This is a genomic window from Streptomyces sp. NPDC088794, from assembly GCF_044750545.1.
GTDB lineage: Bacteria > Actinomycetota > Actinomycetes > Streptomycetales > Streptomycetaceae > Streptomyces.
The window spans coordinates 396216-420235 of the sequence record NZ_JBIVKB010000006.1 but is presented as its reverse complement, the minus strand read 5'-3'; the positions used below and the strand labels follow the sequence as shown (position 1 = coordinate 420235).

At 71.3% G+C, this 24020-nt stretch carries 22 protein-coding genes and 1 pseudogene; 15 read left to right on the top strand and 8 right to left on the bottom strand.

Annotation, left to right across the window (positions count from 1 at the left end; translation table 11 throughout):
• Nucleotides 1-51 precede the first annotated feature (51 nt).
• The 3 genes and pseudogenes from ACIP6U_RS20460 to ACIP6U_RS20450 all read right to left on the bottom strand — a co-directional run bounded on the left by ACIP6U_RS20460 (nt 52) and on the right by ACIP6U_RS20450 (nt 2370).
• On the bottom strand, nt 52-837 hold the full coding sequence (locus ACIP6U_RS20460) for an amino acid ABC transporter ATP-binding protein (protein WP_401719639.1): 786 nt from the start codon (nt 835-837) through the stop codon (nt 52-54).
• Between the two features lie 63 nt (nt 838-900).
• Nucleotides 901-1554: pseudogene (locus tag ACIP6U_RS20455) on the bottom strand (amino acid ABC transporter permease); the annotation flags it as partial.
• Between the two features lie 6 nt (nt 1555-1560).
• Nucleotides 1561-2370 (bottom strand): ABC transporter substrate-binding protein, encoded by an 810-nt coding sequence (locus tag ACIP6U_RS20450; protein WP_401719553.1) that lies wholly within the window; start codon nt 2368-2370, stop codon nt 1561-1563.
• A gap of 182 nt (nt 2371-2552) precedes the next feature.
• Here ACIP6U_RS20450 and ACIP6U_RS20445 point away from each other — a divergent pair, with 182 nt between their 5' ends.
• Together ACIP6U_RS20445 and ACIP6U_RS20440 are read left to right on the top strand one after the other, a co-directional pair.
• Nucleotides 2553-3263 (top strand): GntR family transcriptional regulator, encoded by a 711-nt coding sequence (locus ACIP6U_RS20445; RefSeq protein ID WP_401719551.1) that lies wholly within the window; start codon nt 2553-2555, stop codon nt 3261-3263.
• A complete protein-coding gene (locus ACIP6U_RS20440) occupies nt 3260-4144 on the top strand; it encodes an urea carboxylase-associated family protein (RefSeq protein WP_401719548.1) in 885 nt (294 codons plus the stop codon). Before ACIP6U_RS20445 ends, ACIP6U_RS20440 begins: the two co-directional genes overlap by 4 nt.
• A gap of 96 nt (nt 4145-4240) precedes the next feature.
• Here the strand turns inward: ACIP6U_RS20440 and ACIP6U_RS20435 are convergent, their stop codons facing one another.
• Nucleotides 4241-6502, bottom strand: coding sequence for an MMPL family transporter (locus tag ACIP6U_RS20435; protein WP_401719544.1), 2262 nt, complete (start codon nt 6500-6502; stop codon nt 4241-4243).
• 128 nt (nt 6503-6630) lie between these two features.
• Between ACIP6U_RS20435 and ACIP6U_RS20430 the strand changes: the two genes are divergently transcribed.
• The 4 genes from ACIP6U_RS20430 (at nt 6631) to ACIP6U_RS20415 (ending at nt 9611) form a co-directional block, all read left to right on the top strand.
• The gene (locus tag ACIP6U_RS20430; protein ID WP_401719542.1) at nt 6631-7284 is read left to right on the top strand and encodes a TetR/AcrR family transcriptional regulator; all 654 of its coding nucleotides are present in this window, start codon (nt 6631-6633) and stop codon (nt 7282-7284) included.
• A gap of 62 nt (nt 7285-7346) precedes the next feature.
• On the top strand, nt 7347-7919 hold the full coding sequence (locus ACIP6U_RS20425) for an RNA polymerase sigma factor (RefSeq protein WP_401719539.1): 573 nt from the start codon (nt 7347-7349) through the stop codon (nt 7917-7919).
• Complete coding sequence (locus ACIP6U_RS20420) at nt 7916-8581, top strand: hypothetical protein (RefSeq protein ID WP_401719537.1); 666 nt, start codon at nt 7916-7918, stop codon at nt 8579-8581. Before ACIP6U_RS20425 ends, ACIP6U_RS20420 begins: the two co-directional genes overlap by 4 nt.
• 199 nt (nt 8582-8780) lie before the next feature.
• Nucleotides 8781-9611 carry an alpha/beta fold hydrolase gene (locus ACIP6U_RS20415; protein WP_401719534.1) on the top strand — a complete coding sequence of 277 codons (831 nt, stop codon included), beginning with the start codon at nt 8781-8783 and terminating at the stop codon, nt 9609-9611.
• 121 nt (nt 9612-9732) lie between these two features.
• Here the strand turns inward: ACIP6U_RS20415 and ACIP6U_RS20410 are convergent, their stop codons facing one another.
• Nucleotides 9733-10335 carry a TetR/AcrR family transcriptional regulator gene (locus ACIP6U_RS20410; RefSeq protein ID WP_401719531.1) on the bottom strand — a complete coding sequence of 201 codons (603 nt, stop codon included), beginning with the start codon at nt 10333-10335 and terminating at the stop codon, nt 9733-9735.
• A 124-nt stretch (nt 10336-10459) separates the two neighbouring features.
• Between ACIP6U_RS20410 and ACIP6U_RS20405 the strand changes: the two genes are divergently transcribed.
• Entirely contained in the window at nt 10460-12736 is a 2277-nt protein-coding gene (locus ACIP6U_RS20405) for an MMPL family transporter (protein WP_401719529.1), read from the top strand.
• Nucleotides 12737-12786: 50 nt separating this feature from the next.
• Here the strand turns inward: ACIP6U_RS20405 and ACIP6U_RS20400 are convergent, their stop codons facing one another.
• Nucleotides 12787-13434, bottom strand: a complete 648-nt coding sequence (locus tag ACIP6U_RS20400) for an Lrp/AsnC family transcriptional regulator (protein ID WP_401719526.1) — start codon at nt 13432-13434, stop codon at nt 12787-12789.
• 205 nt (nt 13435-13639) lie between these two features.
• Between ACIP6U_RS20400 and ACIP6U_RS20395 the strand changes: the two genes are divergently transcribed.
• From ACIP6U_RS20395 to ACIP6U_RS20365, 7 genes are all read left to right on the top strand, one after another.
• Complete coding sequence (locus ACIP6U_RS20395) at nt 13640-15226, top strand: ABC transporter substrate-binding protein (protein WP_401719523.1); 1587 nt, start codon at nt 13640-13642, stop codon at nt 15224-15226.
• A 37-nt stretch (nt 15227-15263) separates the two neighbouring features.
• On the top strand, nt 15264-16367 hold the full coding sequence (locus tag ACIP6U_RS20390) for an ABC transporter permease (protein WP_401719520.1): 1104 nt from the start codon (nt 15264-15266) through the stop codon (nt 16365-16367).
• Nucleotides 16364-17254, top strand: a complete 891-nt coding sequence (locus ACIP6U_RS20385) for an ABC transporter permease (protein ID WP_401719518.1) — start codon at nt 16364-16366, stop codon at nt 17252-17254. The genes ACIP6U_RS20390 and ACIP6U_RS20385 overlap by 4 nt, the downstream gene beginning before the upstream one ends.
• On the top strand, nt 17251-18036 hold the full coding sequence (locus ACIP6U_RS20380; protein ID WP_401719515.1) for an ABC transporter ATP-binding protein: 786 nt from the start codon (nt 17251-17253) through the stop codon (nt 18034-18036). Before ACIP6U_RS20385 ends, ACIP6U_RS20380 begins: the two co-directional genes overlap by 4 nt.
• Complete coding sequence (locus ACIP6U_RS20375; RefSeq protein WP_401719513.1) at nt 18033-18983, top strand: oligopeptide/dipeptide ABC transporter ATP-binding protein; 951 nt, start codon at nt 18033-18035, stop codon at nt 18981-18983. Before ACIP6U_RS20380 ends, ACIP6U_RS20375 begins: the two co-directional genes overlap by 4 nt.
• 91 nt (nt 18984-19074) lie before the next feature.
• Complete coding sequence (locus ACIP6U_RS20370) at nt 19075-20202, top strand: M24 family metallopeptidase (protein ID WP_401719510.1); 1128 nt, start codon at nt 19075-19077, stop codon at nt 20200-20202.
• Nucleotides 20203-20259: 57 nt separating this feature from the next.
• Nucleotides 20260-20718 carry a DUF4440 domain-containing protein gene (locus ACIP6U_RS20365; RefSeq protein ID WP_401719507.1) on the top strand — a complete coding sequence of 153 codons (459 nt, stop codon included), beginning with the start codon at nt 20260-20262 and terminating at the stop codon, nt 20716-20718.
• Between the two features lie 5 nt (nt 20719-20723).
• Here the strand turns inward: ACIP6U_RS20365 and ACIP6U_RS20360 are convergent, their stop codons facing one another.
• The gene (locus ACIP6U_RS20360; RefSeq protein WP_401719505.1) at nt 20724-21893 is read right to left on the bottom strand and encodes a serine hydrolase domain-containing protein; all 1170 of its coding nucleotides are present in this window, start codon (nt 21891-21893) and stop codon (nt 20724-20726) included.
• A gap of 291 nt (nt 21894-22184) precedes the next feature.
• Here ACIP6U_RS20360 and ACIP6U_RS20355 point away from each other — a divergent pair, with 291 nt between their 5' ends.
• A complete protein-coding gene (locus ACIP6U_RS20355; RefSeq protein WP_401719503.1) occupies nt 22185-23411 on the top strand; it encodes a serine hydrolase domain-containing protein in 1227 nt (408 codons plus the stop codon).
• Nucleotides 23412-23424: 13 nt separating this feature from the next.
• Here the strand turns inward: ACIP6U_RS20355 and ACIP6U_RS20350 are convergent, their stop codons facing one another.
• Nucleotides 23425-24000: a hypothetical protein gene (locus ACIP6U_RS20350; protein WP_401719500.1), complete on the bottom strand. Its 576-nt coding sequence runs from the start codon at nt 23998-24000 to the stop codon at nt 23425-23427.
• Between the last annotated feature and the right edge of the window lie 20 nt (nt 24001-24020).

Below are 24020 nucleotides of genomic sequence, written 5' to 3'. Positions count from 1 at the left end.
CCGGGTCACCGGCAGTTCGTGCACGCCGTGGACGCTCCGCGGTTCCAGGCGTCACGCGGAGCCGATCGCGGCGAAGAACCGTTCCAGGCGCGGTTCCCCGGAGTTGTCGAAGACCTCCTCGGGCGGCCCCTGGACCAGAACGCGGCCCTGGTCCATGAAGACCACCCAGTCCGCGACCTCGCGGGCGAAGCGCATCTCGTGCGTGACGACGACCATCGTCGTGCCGTCGACGGCGAGTTCACCCATCACCGACAGGACCTCGCCCACGAGTTCGGGGTCCAGGGCGGAGGTCGGCTCGTCGAAGAGGAGCACGCTGGGGTCCATCGCCAACGCGCGGGCGATGGCCACCCGTTGCTGCTGGCCGCCCGACAACTGGTGCGGGTACTTGTGCGCGTGGGCGTCCATGCCGACCTTGCGGAGCAGGTCCCGCGCCCGGTCCTCGGCGGCCGCCCGGCCGGCGTGGAGCCGCTGCTGGAGCGGGGCGAGGGTGACGTTCTGGAGCGCGGTCCGGTGCGGGAAGAGGTTGAACCGCTGGAAGACCATGCCCACCCGGCGGCGCTGCGCGGCGAGTTCGCGGTCCCGGCCGCCCATCGGCCGCCCGTCGATCTCCACGCTGCCGTGGTCGGGCTGTTCGAGGTGGTTGAGGGTGCGGACGAGGGTGGTCTTGCCGGAGCCGGAGGGACCGATGACGGCCACCACCTCGCCGCGGTGCACATCGAGGTCCACCCCGTTCAGGACGGACACCGCGCCGAAGGACTTGCGCAGACCCCGGGCGCGTACGACCGCCTCGCCCTCGTGCGGGGTGCGGGGGCGGGGCCGGGTCGGCGCGGCAGGCACCTCACGCTCCGGGATGCCGGCGACCGTCGCTTTCGTACGGCGCTTACGCACGTCCAGGCGGCGTTCGAGTAGGGCGCGGAGCCGGTCGAAGAGGGTGACGAGCAGGACGTAGTAGACCGCTACGGCCAGCAGGGTCTCCAGGACCAGGAAGTTCTGGGTGTAGAGGCGCTGGCCGACCAGGAGGAGTTCGGCCAGGGAGATGGAGCTGACCAGGGAGGTCAGCTTGAGGATGCTGATGAACTCGTTGCCCAGCGCGGGGAGGGCGACGCGGAAGGCCTGCGGCACGACGACATGGCGCTGGACTCCCGCGTACGGGATGCCGAGCGCCTGTGCCGCCTCACCCTGGTCCTTGCCCACGGCGAGCAGGCCGCCGCGGTGGATCTCGGCGATGTACGCGGTCTCGCTGAGCACGAGCGCGACCAGGCCGGCGGCGAAGGGGCTGGAAAGCAGGGGCCTCAAGTCGGGGAAGAGCTGCGGGGAGTTGTAGACGAAGATCAGCAGGACCAGCAGCGGCAGACTGCGGAAGAACCAGACGTACGCGCCGGCGAGCAGCCGCAGCGGGCGCAGCCGGGACTGCTGGGCGAGGGCCACGAGCAGGCCGAGGGCGGTGGAGATCACCCAGGCGGAGACGGCGAGTTCGACGACGAGCAGCGCCGCCCGCCACAGGTCGGCATCGGCGAACAGGCCGATGGCGTAGTTCCAGTCGAAGCTGCCCATCGTCCGTCAACTCCCTTCGGCCTGGCCGAGGTTGTACTTCTTCAGCAGCTCGGCGTAGGTGCCGTCCTGCTTGAGCTTGTCGAGCGCGGTGGTGAGGGTCTTCTTCAGGGCGGTGTCGCCGCGCTTGACCGCGAGGCCCGACTGGACGGGATAGATCAGGGACGTGGAGGAGATGGTGAGCCGGCCGCTCGTCCTGTCGGCGGCCGCCTTGGCCACGGCACCGTCGGTGACCTGGGCGTCGACCTGGCCGGACAGCAGCGCCTGGGTGCCCTCGGGATCGGTGCCGAACTCCCTTACGTCGACGGCCTTTTCGCCCTTGCCCTTGCACTCGGTGCCGGCCTCGCCGCGCAGCTTCTCGACGATCTGACCGCCCTTGATCACCGCGACGGACTTCCCGCACAGGTCGGTGACCACGGTCGGCCGGTAGCCGCCCGAGGACCGCACCACGATGGAGTTGCCGGTGGTGAAGTAGGGGACGAAGTCGACCTGCTTCTTGCGCGCGTCGGTGATGTAGAGGTCGGACGCGATCACGTCGAAGTGGCCGGTGCCGAGCCCGGCGATCAGCTGCTCGAACCGCGTGTCGACGAACGTCGACTTCAGCCCCGCCGCCTTCGCCAGGGCGCGTGAGATGTCCGGGTCGAAGCCCGCCGGGGTCTTGCCGTCGAGGTAGGCGTACGGCGGATAGGTCAGGTCCGATCCCACGGTCAGGGTGCCGGCGGTCTTCGTGCCCGAGCTGTCCGAGGAGGAACCGCTGGAACAGCCGCACAGGGCGAGGAGCAAGCCGGCGGTGAGGGAGCGGAGGAGGGTCACGCGCATGAGGAGGCCTCTCGACCGGGGAACTGAAACTGTTGAACAATCTGGCTGCTGATGATGGTGACGCCTTGGTGTTTCAGTCAAGTAAAAGGTCGGAATTTCCCTGGAAGCAGGACAGGTGGCCTGTGCGCATGGCTGCTCATAGCCCCTGTTTTGTTCAACAGATCGTGCGCTAGGGTGGGGGCATGTCGACTCTGAACGGCGCGGCGGCGGCCGCCGGACGGCCCGTCCTGGTGACCGACGTGCTGCGCGAACGCATCGTCGAGGGCGAGCTCCTGCCCGGCACCCCGCTGCGCGACGTCGCGCTCTCCGCCGAGCTCGGGGTGTCCCGCAACACCCTGCGGGAGGCCCTGCGCACCCTGCACGACGAGGGCCTGGTGGTGCAGCAACTGCACAAGGGCACCGCGGTGAAGACCCTGTCCGCCGAGGACGTGACGGACATCTACGTGGCCCGCCGCACGCTCGAGCTCAGCGCCGTCGACGCGAGCCCGCTCGCCCCGGAGCCGCTGCTCGACGCGATGGAGGCCAAGGTCGCCGCCGCCGAACTCGCCGTCGACGTCGAGGCCTGGGACAAGGTCGGCACCGCGTCCCTGCGCTTCCACCAGTCACTGGTCGCCCTGCTGGGCAGCGCCCGCCTCGACGGCTTCTTCCGGGTGACGATCGCCCAACTCCGCCTGGCCTTCGCGGTGATGGCGGACCAGGGCGCGTTCCAGGCGCCGTGGGTGGCCCGCGACCGCGAGATCTGCGACCTGATCCGCGGCGGCCGGCGCATGGACGCCACGGCCGCGCTGCGGCTCTATCTCGACGACTCCGAGCGGACGGTGCTGGACGCCGTACGCGCCAACTCCCGTACGGCCAACGGCCGTACGACCACGGCAGCGAAAGGCAAGCGATGACCTCCCGCACGGAATCCGCGACGACCGTGGCACCTACGGCGTCCAAGGCCGCGGCCGCCTACCAGGCCACCCAAGGCGGCGCCCTCGACGTCGACCGCGCCTTCTACGACCGTTTCGCCGGGGTGCGCCACGAGCTCGTGGACTCCTTCGAGATCCCGATCCGCTCCGGCCGCGCCTGGACCGTCCCGCAGGGCCATCTGTGCCGGATCGTCACCGTCGAGGGCCCACAGGTCGGCGACCTGAACGTGTGGAACCTGCACGACCCGCGCGAGCGCATGTGGGCCGCCCGCACCCGCCAGTTGCAGCGCGCGCACCTCTCCACCTACGACCGCGTCTGGTCCACTCTCCCCTTCCTGCGGCCCCTGCTCACGGTCACCGCCGACACGCTCGCGGAGTACGGCGTGGACGGCGACGGCGGGCGCGTGCACGACCTGTTGGGCACCCGCTGCGACCCGTACGTCAACCGGATGCTCACCGGCGAGGACTTCGACTTCCACTGTCACTCGAACCTGGTCCGGGCCGTACTGCCGTACGGACTCACCGAGTTCGACGTGCACGACGTGCTCAACGTCTTCCAGTGCACGGGCCTCAACGACGACGACCAGTACTTCATGAAGGACTGTCCGGCCCGCGTCGGCGACCACTTCGAGTTCTTCGCGGAGACCGACCTGCTGTGCGCCCTGTCCACCTGCCCCGGCGGCGACCTGTCCGTCCCGCTGTGGGGCCCGGACGCCCGTGACCCGCTGGACGTCTGCCACCCCCTCGGCATCGAGGTCCTCCGCCCCGACGCCGCCCTGCTGGACGGTTGGGTCCCGCCCGTCAGGGCCGCCTATCGCAACCTTCACGGTATGCGGCGGCCCGAATTCGCCGAAGGCGGCTGACGCGAGGACGAACCGGGTGGGCCGGACCGCCCGCCGGGCCCGCCTCCGTGGTGCAGAGGCGGGCCCGAAGCGGTGTCAAGGGAGTGGGCGCCGGCGTCAGACCTCCGTCGTGTCCTTCACGTACGGCGTCGTAGCGGGGGCGGGTCCGGTGGAGGGCGCGTGTTCCGGGCCGCCCTCGCTGAGGCCGAAGCGGTTGTGGAAGCGGCGGAGGAAGCCGGGGGCGTACCAGGCCGAGCGGCCCAGGAGGCGCATCGCGGCGGGGACCAGGACACCGCGGACGGCGAGGGCGTCGATGAGGACGGCCAGGCCGCTGCCCAGGCCGAACATCTGCATGAAGCTGATCTTGGCGGTGCCGAAGGCGAAGAAGCTCACCGCGAGCAGGAAGGCCGCCGCGCTGACGATGCGTCCGGTGTGGCCGAGGCCGTCGGCGACGGCGGTCTCGTTGTCGGCGCCCTGGTCGTGCAGTTCCTTGATCCGGCTGGTGACGAACACCTCGTAGTCCATGGACAGTCCGAAGGCGATGCAGAACATCAGGACCGTCATCGACATCTCCATCGGCTGGGCCGTGAAGCCGAGCAGGGAGGAGAGGTTGCCGTCCTGGAAGATCCAGGTCATCACGCCGAGGGTGGCGGCCAGGCTGACGCCGTTGAGGAGCAGGGCGCGCAGTGGCTGCACGACGCTGCCGGTGAAGAGGAAGAGCAGGACGAAGGTGGTCAGGGCGATCAGGGCGATGGCGATCGGGAGCCGGCCGCCGATGGAGTCCTTGGAGTCGACCAGTACGGCGTCGGTGCCGCCCACCAGGGGGTGGGTGCCGGCGGGCGGGGCGAGGGCCCGCACCTGCTCGACCAGGTTCTGGGCCGCGTCCGACTTCGGGGTGAGGGAGCTGACCACGCTGAGGCGCTGCGCGTCGGGCCGGCCGAGGGCGGGGTTCGCGGGGCCGGCCGCCGCGGACTGTCCGCCGGCGTAGGTTCCGGTGCTGGTCTCGACGCGGACGACGCCCTCGAGGCCGGACAGTTCGGTTGCGTACGACTCCAGCGGGGCCTTGCTCACGGGCTGGTCGATGACGATGTTGAGGGCCGAGGCCTCGCTGCCGTCGAAGTTCTCCCGCAGTGCCGTGGAGACCTGGCGGCTCGCGGTGTCCTCGGGCAGGACGCGCTCGTCCGGGGTGCCGAAGGTGATGCCGAGGAGCGGGCTCGCGGCGACCAGCAGGACGGCGAGGACGGGGAGCGCGGTGAGCGCGGGCCGCCGCATGACGGTGCGGGCGAGGCGGCCCCACAGCGGCGCCCGGGAGTCGGACCGGCCGGTCTGCGCGGTCCGTGCGGACTTCGCCCACGGCAGCCGGCCGCTGTTGACCCGGTGGCCCAGGACGTACAGCAGGGACGGCATCACGAACAGGGTGCTGAGGGCGGCGATGGCGACGACCCCGACCCCGGCGAAGCCGAACGAGCGCAGGAAGTACTGGGGGAAGACCAGGAGCGCGGCGAGTGCGGCCGCGACGGTCGCCGCGGAGAACGCGACGGTCCGGCCGGCGGTGGCCACCGTGCGCCGTACCGCGTCCTCGACGCTCGTGCCCGTCGCGAGCTGCTCACGGAACCGGCTGACCATCAGTAGCGCGTAGTCGATGCCGAGGCCCAGGCCGAGGGCGGTGGTCAGGTTGGTCGCGGTGTCGGCGACGCTGGTGACGCTGCCGAGCAGGAAGAGCTGGGCGAAGGAGCCGACCACGGCGATGATCGCGATGGCCAGCGGCAGCAGCGCGGCGACCACACTGCCGAAGACGAACAGCAGCAGTACGAGGGTCAGCGGGATGGCGATGGACTCGGCCAGTACGAGGTCGTCGACGACCTGCTCGGACAGTTCGCTGTTCACGGCGGCGCCGCCACCGGCCTCGATCGTGAGCGTGCCCCGGTCGGCGTCGCCGGTGTAGGCGTCGAGGATCTTCGTCGCGTTCTCCTTGCGCTCCGTCTCCGTGCCGGTCACATGGGCCAGCACCATCGCCTCGCGGCCGTCCCGGGAGAGCAGGGCGGGGCTGTCGGTGTCCCAGTAGGAGACGACGTTGGTGAGCGTCTTCTCCTTCTTGAGGTCGGCCACCAGGCTCCGGCCGCCGCGGGTGGCGTCGGGGGCGTCGACGCGGCCCTCGTCGGCCCGGACCAGCAGGACCAGGTTGGTCTCCCCGCCGAACTTGTCGTCGATGACCTTCGCGGCCTTGGTGGACTGCGAGGCGGGGTCGTCGAAGCCGCCGCCGAGCAGCTTGCCGAAGGCGCCGGCACCCAGCACGCCCATGAGAGCCACGGCCACGACGGCGACGACGAGGACCAGTCGGGACCGGCGTATCGCCAGGTCGGCCAAGCGTTCAAACACGGCGTTCTCCTCGATAGTTATTCGCTCTCGGGTTCGTTAGAAGTTGTAACGCATCGACGGAGGGAGTGTCAATAACCTTCGTGATAGCCTCTAACGAAACAATGCGGGGACGAGGGAGGGCAGGTCGCATGGCCGGAGCAGGGACGACGACACCGCGTGAGCGCTACCGCGCCCAGGTGCGGGCGGAGGTCAAGGAGCGGGCCTGGCAGCAGATCGCCACGGCGGGCGCCTCGGCGCTCTCCCTCAACGCGATCGCCAAGCACATGGGCATGACCGGACCCGCCCTGTACCGGTACTTCGCCAACCGCGACGAGCTGATCACCGAGCTGGTCAGGGACGCCTACCGGAGCCTCGCCGACGGAGTGGGCCAGGCGCGGGCCGCGGGCGCGGACGCGGTGGGACTCGGGCACGCGCTGCGGGAGTGGGCGCTGGCCGATCCGCAGCGGTACTTCCTCGTCTACGGGACTCCCGTGCCCGGGTATCACGCGCCCGACGACATCACCGCGATCGCCGCGGAGATCATGGGGCATCTGCTGGACGCGCTCAACTCGCCCGAGGCACCGGCGACTTCGCCGGACGCTCCGCTCGACGCCCACCTCGCCGACCACCGCGACTGGGCCGGCGACCACCCCGCCCCGCCCGCCGTGCTCCACCGGGCCCTGACCTTCTGGACCCGCCTGCACGGCATCCTGTCCCTGGAGCTGGCCGGCCACTTCACCGGCATGGGCTTCGACCCCGCGCTGTTCTACGAGGCCGAACTGACCGAATTGCTGCGGCGCTGAGCCGAGTCGCGGCGGCGCTGAAAGGAAACGGCCGCCGCCGGACAGGACGGTTCGTGGAATCCATGACGGAAGAGGAAGCGCGCCGGAAGCAGCGAGCGCGCTTCGAAGGACTGGCGCACGTGGTGGCGGCACCGCTGCACCGCTATCTGCTGCGGCGGGCGCGCCCCGACCTGGTCGACGACATCCTCGCGGAGACGATGCTGGTGCTGTGGCGTCGTATCGACGACGTCCCCGGCGCCGGGACGGATTCCGTGCCCGAGCCCGATGACGTACTGCCGTGGTGCTACGGCGTGGCACGGGGATGTCTGTCCAACGCCCGCCGTGCGGACGGGCGTCGGCTCCGGCTGATGGAGCGGCTGATCCGGACGCAGGAGGCGCGGCCGCCGGCCGGGGACACCGATCACAGCGACCTGCACGCCGCGCTCGACACCCTCGCGGCGCTGGACCGCGAGGTGCTTCAGCTGTGGGCGTGGGAGGGGCTCGCGCCGCGGCAGATCGCGGACGTCACGGGGATGACGTCCAACGCGGTCAGCATCCGGCTGCACCGGGCGAAGAAGAAACTCGCCGCGCAGTTGGGGCGAAAGGATACGGATCGGTCCGGACACAGGACAGGTGAAGGAAGGAGCAGTCAGTGAACGACGACGAACTGCTGGCCCGGATGAAGGCCGCGGACCCGGCGCTGACATCCCAGGCTCCGCTGCCCGACATCACCCGTCTTGTGGAGACCACTGTGAACACCGACACCGACACCGCGCTCAGCTCGGCGACGAACACCTCCGGCGACAGCGCCGGCACCACCACTCACCCCGTGCGGACCCGTGCGGGACGGGGACGCCGTCAGCTCCTCGGGCTCGCGGCCGCCGGTCTGCTCCTGCTCGGCGGCGGCATCACCGGAGGAATCATGGCGAACAGCGGAAACGGCGGCGGCAACGGCAACGTCCCCGGTCACTCGGCCAAGACCGCCCCAGGTCTGACGCTCAGCGCCGCGCCGGGCGGCATCACCGGCAAGTGCGTGGAACCCACGCCCGACCTCCTGCGCACGTACCCGACCCTCTTCATCGGAACGGTCACCTCCGTCAAGGGCGCCACGGTCACCTTCCGCGCCGACCACTGGCTCAAGGGCGGTGACGCGGAGACGGTCGTCCTCGACAACGGCCCGCAGGACGTGGAGCACCTGACGTTCTCGAAGGGCGAGCGGTACGTCGTGGCCGCCAAGGACGGCGTGGTCCCGATGTGCGGCGCGAACTGGGCCTCGCCCGAGACCGTCACCGAGTTCCGCCAGGCGTTCGGGAAGTAGTTCCGGCAGGCGTTCGGCAACGGTAAGGCTTACCGGACTTCCACCGCGGGTGCGGCTTTGAGGTGTGCCCCCAAAGGCCCCGGCGTAGTGTGTTCGAGGTACATCCGGACCGCGCCTCAAGGCGTCAATTCGTCGGTCCCGCGTGCCCCGCGCACCCCCGAGCAGCCCGGGGCACGAACGGGCGAGCGGAGGATCAGGTATGGGTACAGTCACCACCGACGACGGCACCACCATCTTCTACAAGGACTGGGGTCCACGCGACGCCCAGCCGGTCGTCTTCCATCACGGATGGCCACTGAGCGCCGACGACTGGGACAACCAGATGTTGTTCTTCCTGGCGCACGGCTATCGGGTCGTCGCCCACGACCGCCGCGGGCACGGGCGGTCGAGCCAGACCGCCACCGGCCACGACATGGACACCTACGCCGCCGACGTGATCGCCCTCGCGGCCGCGCTCGACCTGCGGGACGCGTGTCACATCGGCCACTCCACCGGCGGCGGCGAGGTCGCGCGCTACGTCGCCCGCGCCGAACCCGGCCGGGTCGCGAAGGCGGTACTGGTGGGCGCCGTACCGCCGGTCATGATCAAGTCGGAGTCCAACCCGGGCGGCCTGCCCCTGGAGGTCTTCGACGGCTTCCGCGAGGGAGTCGCCGGCAACCGTTCACAGTTCTTCATCGACGTACCCTCGGGCCCGTTCTACGGCTTCAACCGGCCCGGCGCGAACGTCTCGCAGGGGCTGATCGACAACTGGTGGCGGCAGGGCATGATGGGCGCCGCCAACGCGCACTACGAATGCGTCAAGGCGTTCTCCGAGACCGACTTCACCCAGGACCTCCAGCAGATCGACGTCCCGGTCCTGGTCGCCCACGGAACCGACGACCAGGTCGTCCCGTACGAGGACTCCGCGCCGCTGACGGTCGCGCTCCTGAAGAACGGCACGCTCAAGAGCTACGAGGGTTACCCGCACGGGATGCTGTCCACGCACCCGGAGGTTCTCAACCCCGACATCCTGGCGTTCCTGAAGTCCTGACAGCGGCAGTCCTGAGCAGTAGTCCGGGCGGCGCCTTCTCCGTGTGACGGAGGGGGCGCCGCCTCCGGCCCGAGCGGCTCGGCACTACCAGCGTCACCGCACGGGAGCCCACCGCCTCGGGTCAGCCCCGCGCGCTCGCGGTCATCGTCTCGATACCCCCGCTGAGGAAGGTCATCGCCGCACTGATCGCCTGGTCGCGGGCGGGGCCCTCGGACTGGGCGAAGATCTCGGTGACCAGGGCGGCGGCCGCGGCGGCCGCGAGGCGGGGGCCGATCCCGTCCGGGGACTGACCGGTGTCCTCGGCGATCATGCGGGCGCCTTCCTCGATGGCCGCCGTCATCCGCGCGGTGCGCACCGCCCGCAGTTCCGGGTTGACCTCGAACATGCGCCGTTCGAGCTCGTCGGTCCCGTCGTGGCAGGCCATCTCCTCGCGCAGCCAGCCCTCCAGGGCGTGCACGACGGTCTCACCGGAGGCCCGCGTGCGCAGTGTGTCGGTCAGATGCAGCGCCGTGGCGTCGAAGGACGCGAAGGCGATGTCCTGCTTGGAGCGGAAGTACAGGGTCACCGTGCGCGGGGACACCTCGGCCGCCCCGGCGATCTCCGCGATCGTCGTGTCGTCGTAGCCCTGCGCGGCGAACAGCTCGAAGGCCGCCTGGACGATCGCGGCCCGTCGTCTGGCCTTGCCGCGTTCCCGCAGGCCGTCCCCCGTCGCAACCCTGTCCATGGGGCCCAGCATACCCGGCGGACCGCATTTTTACTTCCCATGGTAAACATGCATTACGCTGTAAAAATCGTGCTGGACCGACGGGATCGACTGCTGCCGAACCCCGGAACGAAAGAGACCTGCCGTGGCGAAACGCTTGTACGCGCTGGGACGTTGGGCGGCGCGCCGCCGGGGCCGGGTGCTCGCGGTGTGGGTGCTGCTCCTCGCCGTGGCCGCCGGTCTGGGCACCACCCTCGGCGGAAAGGTGACGACCGAGTTCTCGGTGCCGGGGGTCGAGTCCCAGCAGGCCCAGGACCTGCTGAAGGCGAAGTTCCCGCAGGCGGCCGGCGGCACGGCCCGGGTCGTGTTCGCCGCACCCGAGGGTGCGAAACTCGGCGACGCGAAGGAGCGCCGGGCCATCGCCGCGACCCTCAAGGAGGTCGCCGCGGTGCCCGGGGTCATCAACGTCACCGACCCCGCCACGACCGGAGCCGTGTCCCGGGACGGCACCGTCGGCTACGCCGACGCCCTGTTCGGCAAGCCCGCGAACAGCGTGCCCCAGTCCGCCAAGGACCGGCTCGACGACGCCCTCGACCCGGCCAGGAAGGCCGGCCTGGACGTCGAACTGGGCGGCACCGTGTCCACCCCGCCGGCCGAGGTCGGCGGCCCCGCCGAGGTGGTCGGCGTGGTCGTGGCCTTCGTGGTGCTCGCGCTCGCGCTCAGCTCGCTCGTGGCGGCCGGACTGCCCCTGGTGACCGCCCTCGTAGGCGTCGGGGTCGGCGTGATGACCGTCCAGTTCCTGTCCCGGTACATCCAGATGACGAGCACCGCGACCGTCCTCGCGCTGATGATCGGCCTGGCCGTCGGCATCGACTACGCCCTGTTCATCGTCTCCCGCCACCGCGAACAGCTCGCCGATCCCGAGCAGGACGTGTCCGACTCGATCGGCCGCGCCACCGGGACCGCGGGCAGCGCCGTGACCTTCGCGGGCGTCACGGTCATCATCGCGCTGGCCGCGCTCGCCACGACCGGCATCCCCTTCCTCACCGTGATGGGCCTGGCCGCCGCCGGGACCGTACTCCTCGCGGTCCTGGTCGCCCTGACCCTCGTACCGGCTCTGCTGGGCTTCCTCGGCGAGCGCCTGCGGCCCAAGAGCGCCGACAAGGGAGCCGACAAGGGAGCCGACAAGGGCGGCGACAAGAGCGTCGACAAGAGCAACTCCCGTGCGCGCAAGCCCGGTTCCTGGGGTCTGGCCTGGGGCCGTCTCATGACGCGCTTCCCCGTTCCGGTCCTGGTCGTGAGCGTCCTCGGTCTGCTCGCCCTCGCCCTGCCCGCCACCGGACTGCGCCTCGGACTGCCCAGCAACGAGACCCAGCCCACCGCCAGCACCCAGCACAAGAGCTACGAACTCCTCACCAAGGGCTTCGGTCCCGGCTTCAACGCGACCCTCGTGGTCGTCGTGGACGGCACGCACGTACCGGCCGGGCAGCGCGAGACGGTCGTCAAGAAGGTCGCCGACACCGTCGGCAAGGACCCGGGCATCGCGACCGTGGCCCCGCCCAACGCCACCCCGGACGGCGCGATCACCGTGTTCGGCGTCGTGCCGAGGACCGGCCCCGACGACCGGCGGACCACCGACCTGGTGCACCGGCTGCGCGACGACGCCGTGACCCCGGTGACCGACGCGGGCGGCACGGCCTACGTCGCCGGCGCGACCGCCGCCGGCATCGACGTGTCGGCGAAGCTGGCCTCCGCGCTGCCGCTGTTCGTCACGATCATCGTGGTGCTCGCGCTGCTCCTGCTGATGCTGGCCTTCCGCTCGATCCTGGTGCCCCTCAAGGCCGTTCTCGGCTTCCTGCTGTCCATCGCGGCCAGCGTCGGCGCGGTCGTGTGGGTCTTCCAGGACGGCCACCTCACCGGACTGTTCCAGGTCGCGGCGGCGGCCCCGATCGCGTGCTTCGTGCCGGTCCTGCTGATCGGCGTCCTGTTCGGCCTCGCGATGGACTACGAGGTGTTCCTGGTCAGCCGGATGCGGGAGCACTTCCACCACCACCGGGACGCGCGGGCCGCGGTCGAGCACGGCGTGGAGCGCAGCGGCCGGGTCGTCACCGCGGCGGCGCTCATCATGGCGGCCGTCTTCGGCGGCTTCATCTTCAACCACGACCCGACCGTCAAGACGATCGGCTTCGCGCTGACCATCGGCGTCCTCATCGACGCCTTCGTGGTCCGCCTCACGATCGTCCCCGCGGTGCTGAGCCTGCTCGGCCGCCACGCGTGGGCCCTGCCCAAGTGGCTGGACCGCGCCGTCCCGAACGTCGACATCGAGGGCGACTCCCTGCCCCCGCGCACCACGACCGGGCAGGCGGCGGAGCGGACGGCGGCTCCGGCCGACCCCGAGCCCGTGGGGGCCGACAAGAACTGATCAATAACTGATCAAGAACTGATCAGGCGGTACGGGCGTCCGAGCCGGAGTCACTCCTCCGGCTCGGACGCCCTTTGCAGGTCCGCCCGCCCCTCGGCCGCCCGGATGAAGCGGGTCATGCCGAACTGGCTCGTACCGGGGGCGTCCTGGGAGGTCACACCGGCGGACTCGGGGGAGCGGGGCTCGGCCGGCAGGACGTAGGGCCGGCGCAGCACCTCGTCGAGGATGATCACCGTCTCCGTCGCGCGGACCGCGGGAATGGTGGAGAGCCGGTCGGTGACCAGGCGGTGGACGGCGGTGACGTCGGCCACCCGGATCTGGATCATGGCGTCGTGCTGGCCGGTGGTGACGGCGCAGTACTCCACCTCCGGCATCTGGGCCAGCGCGGTGCGGAACTGTTTCCACAGCTCCTGGCGGACCGTGACGAAGATCAGCGCGCAGATCTCCAGACCGACCCGGGTGTGGTCGACGCGGGCGCTGAAGCCGTTGATCACGCCGTCGGCGCGGAGGGCTTCGAGGCGGGTGTAGGCGTTCGCGCGGGAGACGCCGACACGCTCCGCGAGGGCGGCGACGGAAATACGTCCCTGGGAACGCAGGACGTCGAGGATCTTGAAATGCACCGAATCCAGGGCAAGACCGATGCCGATCCGTCCAGATCGGCGTTCGCCCGAGGTCTCCGGGGTCGACAGATCTTCCATGTTCGCGCCTCTCCGTCACATTTCGTCTCGCGCTGGTCCCGTCGGCCGAGAGTCCTGGTTATTTTCGGCCCACCCTAACGGCGAATCGTCCAGACCCTTCCCGGCGTCCGCCCGTACCCGCCAGGCCTTCTTCCGCTCCGCCCCGGCTCGACCCCCGCTCCGCCCCTCGCGCAACCCTCGCTCCGCCCTGCTCACGGAGGCACGCATGCCCAGACTCAGTGCCGGGTCCTACCCGGCGGCACTCTCCCTCGTCGCGGTCGCGGCGCTCGCCCTGAGCGCATGCTCCGGCGGTTCGAGTGCCTCCGGCTCGTCCGCCGGCAAGACCCTGGTCGTCGACACGTCGTTCAACCTGAAGACCGCCGACCCGGGCCGTGAGTTCGAGCCGACCGGCCAGATCGTGGACAAGGCGCTCTACGAGACGCTGCTGACCTTCAAGGGCGGCGACGTCACCAAGCCGGTGCCGGGCCTGGCGTCCTCGTACGAACTGTCCACCGACGGCAAGACGCTCACCCTGCACCTGCGGACGGGCGCGAAGTTCGCGGACGGCAGTGCGGTCACCGCCGACGACGTGGTCTTCTCGCTGAACCGGGTGATCGCGCTCAAGGGCAACCCGTCCTTCCTGCTCGACGGCGTCACCGTCAGCAAGACCGACGCCTCCACCGTCACCCTGGTGTCGAAGAAGGCGAACCCGGCGCTGCCCTTCATCCTCCCCAACCCCGCGCTCGGCATCCTCAGCGAGAAGACGGTCCAGGCCCACGGCGGAAGCGCGACCTCGGCGGACGCGGCGGAGAAGTACCTCAACACCAAGTCGGCCGGCTCCGGCCCGTACACGCTCACCTCGTTCAACACGAACACGCAGGTCGTCCTGGAGAAGAACCCCAAGTACACCGGCTCGGACAAGCCGACCTACGACAAGATCGTCCTCCGCAACGTCCAGGCGCCCACCCAGAAGCTGAACGTGCAGCGCGGCGACAGCCAGATCGCCCTCGACCTCACCTCCGACCAGGTCAGCGGGCTGACCGGCGGACTCACGGTGGACAGCGGCGCGTCCTCCGACGTGATCTTCCTGCTGCTCAACCAGAACACCAAGGTCAGCAGTACGACGGCCAACGCGAAGTTCGCCGAGGCGGTGCGCAAGGGCATCGACTACAAGAGCCTGCTCTCGCTCGCCGGCAAGGGGTCCGTCCAGTCCGCCGGGATCATCCCGTCGACGTTCCTCGGCGCGCTGCCCGCCTCGCAGGCCGCCGGCCGGGACCTGGCCGGCGCGCAGGCGGCCCTCAAGGCGAGCGGCATCAGCAAGCCGTCCGTGACCCTCGGCTACGCCAGCGACCTGACCGTCGACGGCCTCTCCCTCCAGACCCTCGCCGAACGGGTCCAGGCCCAGCTGAAGGAGGTCGGCATCACCGTCACGCTGGCCCCCGCGCCGACCACCACGGAACTCGACAACTACCGCAACGCCAAGGAGCAGGTGGGCCTCTGGTACTGGGGCCCGGACTACCCGGACCCCAGCGACTACCTCGCCTTCCTGCCCGGCAACCTGGTGGGCCTGCGCGCGGGCTGGAAGGCCGGCGCCGACCCCACCCTCACCGCGCTCGGCGACAAGGCCGCGACCACGATCGGCGACGACGCCCGCAAGGCGCTGTACGAGCAGATCCAGACCCGGCTGAACGCCTCCGGGCCCTTCATCCCGCTGATGCAGCCGAGCCGCAACACCGTCTCCGCCGCGTCCGTCACCGGCGTCGCCTACAACCCCGTATGGACGATCGATGTCGCCGCGCTGGGCGCCAAGTAAGGGAGCGGGCGGGAAAGTCGCGGGTGGCGCCGGTGGCGTGGAAGGCGGTGACGGCGACCGTCTTCCCGACGACCGCCCTCCCGTCGGCCGGCCGGTCGCCCGCCGTCGGCTCCTCGCCCGCCACCCCCTCGCCCGTTTCCTGCTCCGCCGCACCGCCACCGCCGTCCTGCTCGCCCTCGGCGTGACCCTGGTGACGTTCGTCCTCACCAACCTCGTCCCCGGCGACCCGGCGGCGGCCAACCTGGGGCAGCGGGCGATCGGCGACCCGGCGATCGTCGCCCAGTGGCGGCACGCGAACGGCCTCGACAAGCCGCTGCCCGTCCAGTACGTCACCTACCTCGGCAACCTGCTCCAGGGCGACCTCGGCGAGTCCCAGCAGAGTCACCAGCCGGTCCTCGACGACCTGTCGACGGCCGTCCCCGCCACCCTGGAACTCGCCGGGGCCGCGATCGTGGTCTCGCTGGTCGTGGGCGTGGCGTTCGGTGTCGTCGCGGCCCTGCGCCGGGACCGCTTCACCGACCAACTCCTGCGGGTGGTCAGCCTGTTGGGGGTGTCGGTGCCGACCTTCTGGCTGGCGCTGCTCGCCTTCTACGTCTTCTTCTACCGGCTCGGCTGGGCCCCGGGCAGCGGCCGCCTCGACCCCGGCATGACCGCCCCGCCGCACGTCACCGGCCTCTACACGGTCGACGCCGTACTCGCCGGACAGTGGCCGGTGTTCTGGAGCGCGGTGGGCCATCTCGCCCTGCCCGCCCTGGTGTTGACGGCGTACACCGTCGGCCTGCTCACCCGCTTCACCCGCTCCGCCGTCCTGGAGGTGCTCAACCAGGACTACGTGCGCGCGGCCCGCGCCAAGGGCCTGCCCGGCCGCACGGTTCTCTTCCAGTACGTGCTCCGGGCGGCCCTCGTGCCGGTCATCACGGTCGCCGGACTGGCCTTCGGGGCGCTGCTGTCGGGCACGGTCCTGGTGGAGTCGATCTTCGCCTGGCCGGGCCTGGGCGCCTACGCCTACCGCAGCGCGACCACCCTCGACCTGCCCGCCGTGATGGGCGTGGGCCTGGTCGTCGGCCTGGTGTACCTGACCGTCAACCTCGCCGTGGACGTGTTGTACGGCGTGATCGACCCGAGGGTGAGGGTGCAGTGAAACGCAGTCCTGAAAGGGGAGCGAAGTTCTCCCTGCTCCGGCGGCTGCCACCCGCCTGGCGCCGGCCGCTCGCCGTCACCGGCGGTCTGGTCGCCGTGGTCTGGCTGGTCATCGTGGTCGCCGCCCCGCTGCTCGCCCCGCACGACCCCCTCGCGCAGAACCTGCCCCGGCTGGCGTCCCCCGGCTCCGGACACTGGTTCGGCACCGACGAGTTGGGCCGGGACGTGCTGAGCCGGGTGCTGTACGGGGCCCGGGTCTCCATCCCGCTCGCCCTGCTGCTGGTGGCCATGTCGCTGCTGGTCGGCGGGGTGTTGGGAGCCTGCGCCGGGTTCTTCGGGCGGTGGGTGGACGAGACCGTGATGCGGATCGCGGACCTCGTGTTCGCCTTCCCCACCGTCATCCTCGCGATGGTGGTCGCCGCCGCGCTCGGCGCCAGCCTCCAGAACGCGGTGCTGGCCGTCCTGGTGGTGTCCTGGCCGTCGTACGCACGCGTCACCCGGGGCCTGGTCATGGGTCTCAGGAACCGTGAATTCGTGCTCAGTGGACGGCTGTTGGGCTTCTCCGCCTGGCGGTCCCTGCGCGTCGACATCCTGCCCAACGTGCTCGGCCCGTTGCTCGTCCTGGCCACCCTCGACATCGGCACGGCGACGCTGCTGCTGTCCGGGCTGTCCTTCCTCGGGCTCGGCGCCAAGCCGCCGACGGCCGAGTGGGGCGCGATGGTGGCGGACGGCACCCAGCAGTTCGACAAGTGGTGGATCGGGGTCTTCCCGGGCCTGGCCATCCTCACCGTCGTCCTCGCCTTCAACTTCCTGGGCGACACGCTCCGGGACGCCCTCGACCCCGGCACCGCCCGCACGATCGGCGCGGAGAAGGAGCGGGTCGCATGACCGACGGCAACGTGCTGGAGATCAGCGGCCTCACCCTCGACCTGGGCGGCCGACGCATCCTCGGCGGCGTCGACCTCGCGCTGCGGCCGGGGCGCGTGCACGGGCTCGCGGGGGAGAGCGGCTCGGGCAAGACCATGACCGGTCTCGCCGCGCTCGGTCTGCTGCCGCCCGGCTCGCGCACCGGCGGCCGGATCGAGCTGGAGGGCACCGACCTGCTCACCCTTCCGCCCCGCCAACTCGCCGCCCTGCGCGGGCGATCGGTGAGCATGGTGTTCCAGGACCCGTCCACCAGCCTGCACCCCATGCTCGGCATCGGACACCAGCTCACCGACCATCTGCGCCACCACCTCAAGCTGGACCGCAAGGCCGCGAAGGAGCGGGCCGCCGACCTGCTCACGCAGGTCCGTATCCCCAACCCCCTTGAAGCGCTGGGGCGTTACCCCCACCAGTTCTCCGGCGGCATGCGCCAGCGCATCGCCATCGCCATCGCGCTGGCCTGCGAGCCGAAGGTGCTGATCGCCGACGAGCCGACCACCGCCCTCGACGTGACCGTGCAGGCCGGTGTGCTGCGGCTGCTGCGCGGCCTCTGCGACGACCTCGGCCTCGCCGTCCTGCTGGTCACCCACGACCTGGGCGTGATGTCCGCGATCGCCGACGAGGTGAGCGTGATGCGCCACGGCCTGGTCGTGGAGACGGGTGCGCGCGGCCAGGTCCTCACCGAGCCGCGGCACGAGTACACCCGTACGCTCCTGGACGCGCTCCCCGGAAGGAGCACCGCATGACCCCCGACCCCACGGCCCCTCTCCTCTCCGTCGACGACCTCGTCGTCCAGTACCACCGGCCGGGCGCACCGCCCACCCGCGCCGTCGCCGGGGTCAGCCTCCAGGTGCGGGCCGGTGAAGTCGTCGGCCTGGTGGGCGAGTCGGGCTGCGGGAAGTCGACGCTGGCCCGCGCGGTCTGCGGGCTCGTCCCACCGGCGGAGGGGCGGATCGTCTACGACGGCACGCCGGTACGCCCGTTGCGGGTGCGCCGGCGCGAACCGGCCCTGACCGGTGTCCAGATGGTCTTCCAGGACCCGTACGGCTCCCTCAACCCCCGGCGCCGGGTGGGCGCGCAGCTCTCCGACGGCATCCGCACGGTGGCAGGGCGGGGCGAGGCGGCCGAAGGCGCCACCCCGGAGGACCTGTTGGAGCGGGTGGGGCTGTCGGCGGACGCCGCCGGGCGCTATCCGCAGGAGTTCTCCGGCGGCCAGCGCCAGCGCATCGCCATCGCCCGCGCGCTCGCCGCCCGCCCCCGGCTGCTGGTCGGCGACGAGCCGATCTCCGCGCTCGACGCCTCCGCGCAGCTCCAAGTGGCCACGCTGATGCGGTCGTTGGCCGTCGAGTCGGGCGCCGGGCTGCTGTTCATCAGCCACGACCTGTCCGTCGTCCGGCTGATCGCCGACCGGATCGCCGTGATGTACCTCGGGCGGATCGTGGAGACCGGCCCCACCGCCGAGGTCTGGGCCGCACCACGGCACCCCTACACGCAGGCCCTGCTGGCCGCCGTACCCAAGCCCGACGGGGCGGGCGTGCTGCCCGCCGAACTCCCCGGCGACGTGCCCGACCCGGCCGAACCGCCCACCGGCTGCCGCTTCCACCCCCGCTGCCCGCAGGCCTTCGACGGCTGCGACCGGGAGGAACCGCAGCTGATCGCCGGGGGCGTGGCGTGCCGGCTGTACGCGGCCTGACCCGGTCCGGACCGAACGGTCCGGCCGCACGGACACCTTTCACGATCCCTCACGACCTCTCACGATCTCTCACGACCCTCACGGAGGACCGATGCCTGACGACGGACAGCTCGCCGACCTGTATCCGGCCGATCGCCTCCACAGCGCCCGGGAGGCCACGGCCCGGGCCGGTCTGGACGCCCTGCTGATCTCGCCCGGCGCCGACCTGCGCTACCTGACCGGCTACGACGCCCTGCCGCTGGAGCGGCTGACCTGCCTGGTGCTGCCGGCCGACGGCGACCCCTTCCTCCTCGTCCCGGCCCTGGAGGAACCCGCCGCGCAGGCGTCCCCGGCCGCGGACCTGGGCATCGAGATCACCGGCTGGCAGGAGACCGAGGACCCCTACGCCCTGGTCGCGGCCCGGCTGCCCGCCCGCACGGCCCGGATCGGCGTCGACAACCACATGTGGGCGGAGAAGACCCTCGCCTTCCGTGCCGTACTGCCGGGCGCCGAGCAGGAGTTGGCCGGACGAGTGCTCAACGGGCTGCGGATGCGCAAGACCTCGCAGGAGGAGGCCGCCCTGCGCCGGGCCGGGGCCGCCATCGACCGGGTGCACGCCCGCATGGGCGAGTGGCTGCGGGCCGGACGCACCGAACGCGAGGTCGGCCGGGACATCGGGGACGCGATGCTCGACGAGGGGCACGTCCGGGTCGACTTCGTCATCGTCGGCTCCGGCCCCAACAGCGCCAGCCCGCACCACGAGGTCTCCGACCGCGTGATCAGGGCCGGGGACCCCGTGGTGGTCGACATCGGCGGTACGACCAAGGACGGTTACTGCTCCGACTCCACCCGGGTGTACGCGGTGGGCGAGCCGCCCGCCGAGTTCCGCCGCCTCTACGACGTGCTGCTCAGCGCCCAGCGCGCCCAGACCGACGCCGTCCGGCCGGGCATCAGCGCGAGTCAACTCGACGCCGTGGGGCGGGACATCATCACCGACGCCGGGCACGGGCCGCACTTCGTCCACCGCACCGGACACGGCATCGGCCTCGACACCCACGAGGAGCCCTACATCGTGACCGGCAACCCGCTCCCGCTGGCGCCGGGCATGGCCTTCTCCGTCGAACCCGGCATCTATCTGCCCGGCCGGTACGGGGCACGGATCGAGGACATCGTGATCTGCACGGAGGACGGCGGCGAGCGCCTCAACCGCACACCCCGGGACCTGGTCGTCCTCCCCTGACCCGAGCCCCACCCGCGTCCCGTCGCTCACCGCCCGCACCCACGCAAGGACCCCGCCATGCCCGCTTCTCCGTCCCGTTCCGCCACCCCCGCACCCGGCGGTGGTGCCCGCCCGGGTGGCGCGCCCGCCGATCTGGCCGAGGTGTGGGCGGTGATCACCGGCATGTACGAGGGCTACACCGCGGGCGACCGCGAGCGCATCGACTCCTACCTCGACCCCGAGGCCACCGTCTGGGACTCGGCGACCCCCGAACTCCTCTGCGGCAAGGGCGAGTTGGACCGCGTCCGGGACGGCCGTCCGACAGCCGACGGCGCACCCGCCGAGACCGGCCTCACGGCGTACGGCCAAGTCGTCGACGTCTTCGGTGACCTGGCCGTGGCCCGCTACTGGCTGCGGGTCCACTACCGTGCGGCCCCACCGGACCTGGCCCGCAACACGGCGATACTCCGGCGGGCCGACTCCGGCGGGCAGTGGCTCGTGGTCCACCTGCACGAGGACGTCCAGAGCACGCCGTAGAACAGCTACTTCTTCGTGGCGCCGCACAGTTCCGTGTCGATCAGCGCGTTCTGCGCCAGCTCCGTGGACAGGTCGGGCGCGCCGTCGCCGGTCGCCTCCAGGACGACGGTGTGGCGGCCGTCGGCGGTGACTCCGTCGCGGGTGGTGTAGCCCATGAGGTCGCCGGCGTGGCTGTAGTAGACGCCGCCGCAGGTCAGCGGGATCTCCATCAGGCCCAGGCCGTAGCGGGCGCCGGGCCAGACGGGGTCGAGGGAGGCGGCCCGTACCGTCGTCTTCATCTCGGCGAGCTGGGCCGGGCGCAGCAGCCTGCCGCCCAGGAGCGCCGAGAAGAAGCGGGTCAGGTCGCCGGTCGTGCTGATCATGGCGCCGGCCGCTCCGGCGGCCGTCGGGTTGAGGTCGGTGACGTCGATGGTGGGCCCGCTGTCGCCGAAGTCGGAGTAGCCGTGCAGGTGTCGGCCGGGGATGCGGGCGGCGGTGTCGGGGGCCGAGGTGTCGCGCAGGCCCAGCGGACGGATGACGCGCCGGGTCACCTCCTGCTGCCAGGTGTGCCCGGTGGCCTTCTGGATGATCATCCCGGCGACGATGTAGTTGGTGTTCGAGTACTCCCACTGGGTGCCGGGCGCGAAGTCCGGCGCGTGCCGCATCGCGATCCCGACCAACTGGCGCGGGGTCCAGGTGGTGTAACGGTCAGCCTCGAAACCGTCGACGCTCGCGATCTCGGGGAAGTCGGCGGTGTAGTTGAACAGCCCGCTGGTGTGGTTGAGCAACTGCCTTACGGTGATGGCGTTTCCGTCGTTGCCGTTGCCGTCCACCAGGCCGGGCAGCCAGTGTTCGACGGTGTCGTCCAGCGACACCCGCCCCTCGCCGACCAGTTGCAGCAGCACCGTGGAGACGAAGGTCTTGGTGGAGCTGGCGATCCGGAACCGGTCCGTGGCGCGTGCCGCTCGCCCCGTGGCGGTGTCGGACACCCCGGCGGTGGCGTACCGCCGTCCGTCCGGACCCGTCGACTGGGCCAGGACGGCCACGGTCCCCGTCTTCTGGATGGCGTCCACGCTCCGCTGGAGGGTGGAGCGGCGGGACTCCGTGGCGTTCGTGGCGCTCGCCGCGGGCGTCACGAGACCGAGCCCGAGGGCGGCCAGCGCGGCTGCGGCGGTGAGGTGACGGATCGTCATCATGGGCTGTCTCCCGGGGAGTTGGCGATCGGGTGCACCGGGCCTCCGGTGTGCTCACCAACCTAGGAAGCAGCCGCACGGTGATCGATCCAGCTTGCGGGCCGGTCCGTCGTACAGCCTGCTGTACCGCCGCGACCCCGCCCGCCGGCCGGATCAAACCTGAACCCGTGTGGTACGGCCGAACGCCGGTCCGATCGAGTGGACTCCAAGGGGCGCGCACGGCGGGAGGGCCTCGCGGCGGACTCCGGATGGTGGCGTGACACCCTCAGCCCCGATCGGAAGAAGCACCCCCACATGCGACGTACTCCCTCCCGCCGCCTGTTCGCAGCTGTGCTGCTGGTGGCGTCCGTACTGACCCCGATGACGGCGGTCTCCGCCACCGCCGCCACCCCCACGGCTACCGTTGACCCTGTGGCTGCGGACCGGCACGACCATGACGAGTGCCCGTCGGGCGGCCTCGGCCATGACCTGACCGCCCGGCTGGACAAGGCCGTCGCGGACGTCCGCCGACAGGCCGGCATCCCCGGCGTCACCGTCGGCCTGTGGATGCCGGGCAAGGGGTGCTACGTCCGCTCGACCGGCGTCGCCGACAAGGCCACCGGCGCGCCGATGAGCCCCGACATGTACCTGCGGATCGGCAGTGAGACCAAGACCTTCACGGTCACCGCGCTGCTCCAGCTCGTCGACGACGGGCGGATCCGCCTCGACGACCCGATCGACCGCTACGTCCACGGCGTGCCGAACGGCCGCCGCATCACCCTGCGCCACCTGGCCGAGATGCGCAGCGGACTGTTCCCGTACAGCTCCGACCCCGACTTCGTGCACGACCTGCTGAGCGACCCGACCCGTTCGTTCACCCCGGACGAGCTGCTCGCGTACGGCTTCAAGCACCGCAACACCTCCGCGCCGGGCAAGGTGTTCGTCTACAACAACAGCAACCTGGTGCTGCTCGGCCTGGTGATCGAGAAGGTCACGGGACACCACGTCGCCGACGTCATCGACCGGCGGGTGCTGCGCCCGGCCGACCTCGACCACACGCTGTTCCCCGACGGCCCGAACGTCCGTGAGTTCCCCGAGCCGCATCCCCGCGGCTACACCAACCAGACGCTGAGCGGCGAGGTCGTCGACTCCACGGACTGGAACCCGAGTTGGGCCTGGTCGGCCGGCGCGATGATCTCGAACCTGCACGACCTGCACCGCTGGGCGAAGATCGTCGCCACCGGCACGCTGCTCAGCCCGGAGACCCAGAAGCAGCGCCTGAAGACCCTGCCGACCGGATTCCCCGGGCTCGGCTACGGCCTCGGCATCTTCGACAGCGGCGGCTGGATCGGGCACAACGGCTCCATCCCGGGCTACGAGAGCGTGACCGTCTATCTCCCCTCGCGGAAGGCGACGTTGGTCGTCCTGCTCAACACCGACATCACCTCCGGCGGCCAGGAGCCGTCCTCCCTGGTCGCCCGCGCGGTCACCGAGATCGTCACCCCGGACAACGTCTACGACCGCCCGGTGCCCACGAGTTGACGGGTCGCGCCGCCTACCGCCTCGGTCCCGCCAGGGCGTAGGCGGTCGTGCCGCCCGCCAGGAGGAGCAGGGCCGTCCAGCCGGCCGCCGGGGTGCCGGGCGGCAGCAGCAGCCAGGACGTCACCCGCGTCGGCGTACTCGTGGCGGGCGGGGCGACGAACGACAGGGAGAGCCAGGCGAACGGCGGCGTCCACGCGTACCGGCCGCCCGACAGCGCCGCGCCCAGGGCGGCCAGTCCGGTCAGGCCCGCGCTGTCCCGGACGACGAACCCGGCACCGGCCAGGGGCGCGCCCATCGCCTGCACCGCCAGCAGCACCGCGGCGACGACCGTCCCGGCGAGCAGTACGTGCGCCGCTCTGCGCGGCACCCAGCGGATCGCGGCCGTCCGGTCCAGCGCGAGGTCCTGTCCACCGAGCCCGATCGAGGCGGCCATCGTGCCCATGGCGAGCACGAGCACGGGCAGCCGCGGATCACCGGGCGCCCGGCCGCCGTCCGGGGCGAGCGCCCAGATCACCACCGTGCCGGTCACCACGGCGGCGAGCGACGCGGGGACCTGACGCGAGCGGGCGTACAGCGTCAGCCATCTCAACGGCGGCCATCTGGACGGGA

Excerpts from the sequence above, each read along its gene's own strand:
- ACIP6U_RS20450 (WP_401719553.1), bottom strand. The coding sequence starts at position 2,370 with ATGCGCGTGACCCTCCTCCGCTCCCTCACCGCCGGCTTGCTCCTCGCC.
- ACIP6U_RS20445 (WP_401719551.1), top strand. The coding sequence starts at position 2,553 with ATGTCGACTCTGAACGGCGCGGCGGCGGCCGCCGGACGGCCCGTCCTG.
- ACIP6U_RS20440 (WP_401719548.1), top strand. The coding sequence starts at position 3,260 with ATGACCTCCCGCACGGAATCCGCGACGACCGTGGCACCTACGGCGTCC.
- ACIP6U_RS20430 (WP_401719542.1), top strand. The coding sequence starts at position 6,631 with ATGGCCGGAGCAGGGACGACGACACCGCGTGAGCGCTACCGCGCCCAG.
- ACIP6U_RS20425 (WP_401719539.1), top strand. The coding sequence starts at position 7,347 with ATGACGGAAGAGGAAGCGCGCCGGAAGCAGCGAGCGCGCTTCGAAGGA.
- ACIP6U_RS20415 (WP_401719534.1), top strand. The coding sequence starts at position 8,781 with ATGGGTACAGTCACCACCGACGACGGCACCACCATCTTCTACAAGGAC.
- ACIP6U_RS20410 (WP_401719531.1), bottom strand. The coding sequence starts at position 10,335 with ATGGACAGGGTTGCGACGGGGGACGGCCTGCGGGAACGCGGCAAGGCC.
- ACIP6U_RS20400 (WP_401719526.1), bottom strand. The coding sequence starts at position 13,434 with ATGGAAGATCTGTCGACCCCGGAGACCTCGGGCGAACGCCGATCTGGA.
- ACIP6U_RS20395 (WP_401719523.1), top strand. The coding sequence starts at position 13,640 with ATGCCCAGACTCAGTGCCGGGTCCTACCCGGCGGCACTCTCCCTCGTC.
- ACIP6U_RS20380 (WP_401719515.1), top strand. The coding sequence starts at position 17,251 with ATGACCGACGGCAACGTGCTGGAGATCAGCGGCCTCACCCTCGACCTG.
- ACIP6U_RS20375 (WP_401719513.1), top strand. The coding sequence starts at position 18,033 with ATGACCCCCGACCCCACGGCCCCTCTCCTCTCCGTCGACGACCTCGTC.
- ACIP6U_RS20370 (WP_401719510.1), top strand. The coding sequence starts at position 19,075 with ATGCCTGACGACGGACAGCTCGCCGACCTGTATCCGGCCGATCGCCTC.
- ACIP6U_RS20365 (WP_401719507.1), top strand. The coding sequence starts at position 20,260 with ATGCCCGCTTCTCCGTCCCGTTCCGCCACCCCCGCACCCGGCGGTGGT.
- ACIP6U_RS20360 (WP_401719505.1), bottom strand. The coding sequence starts at position 21,893 with ATGATGACGATCCGTCACCTCACCGCCGCAGCCGCGCTGGCCGCCCTC.
- ACIP6U_RS20355 (WP_401719503.1), top strand. The coding sequence starts at position 22,185 with ATGCGACGTACTCCCTCCCGCCGCCTGTTCGCAGCTGTGCTGCTGGTG.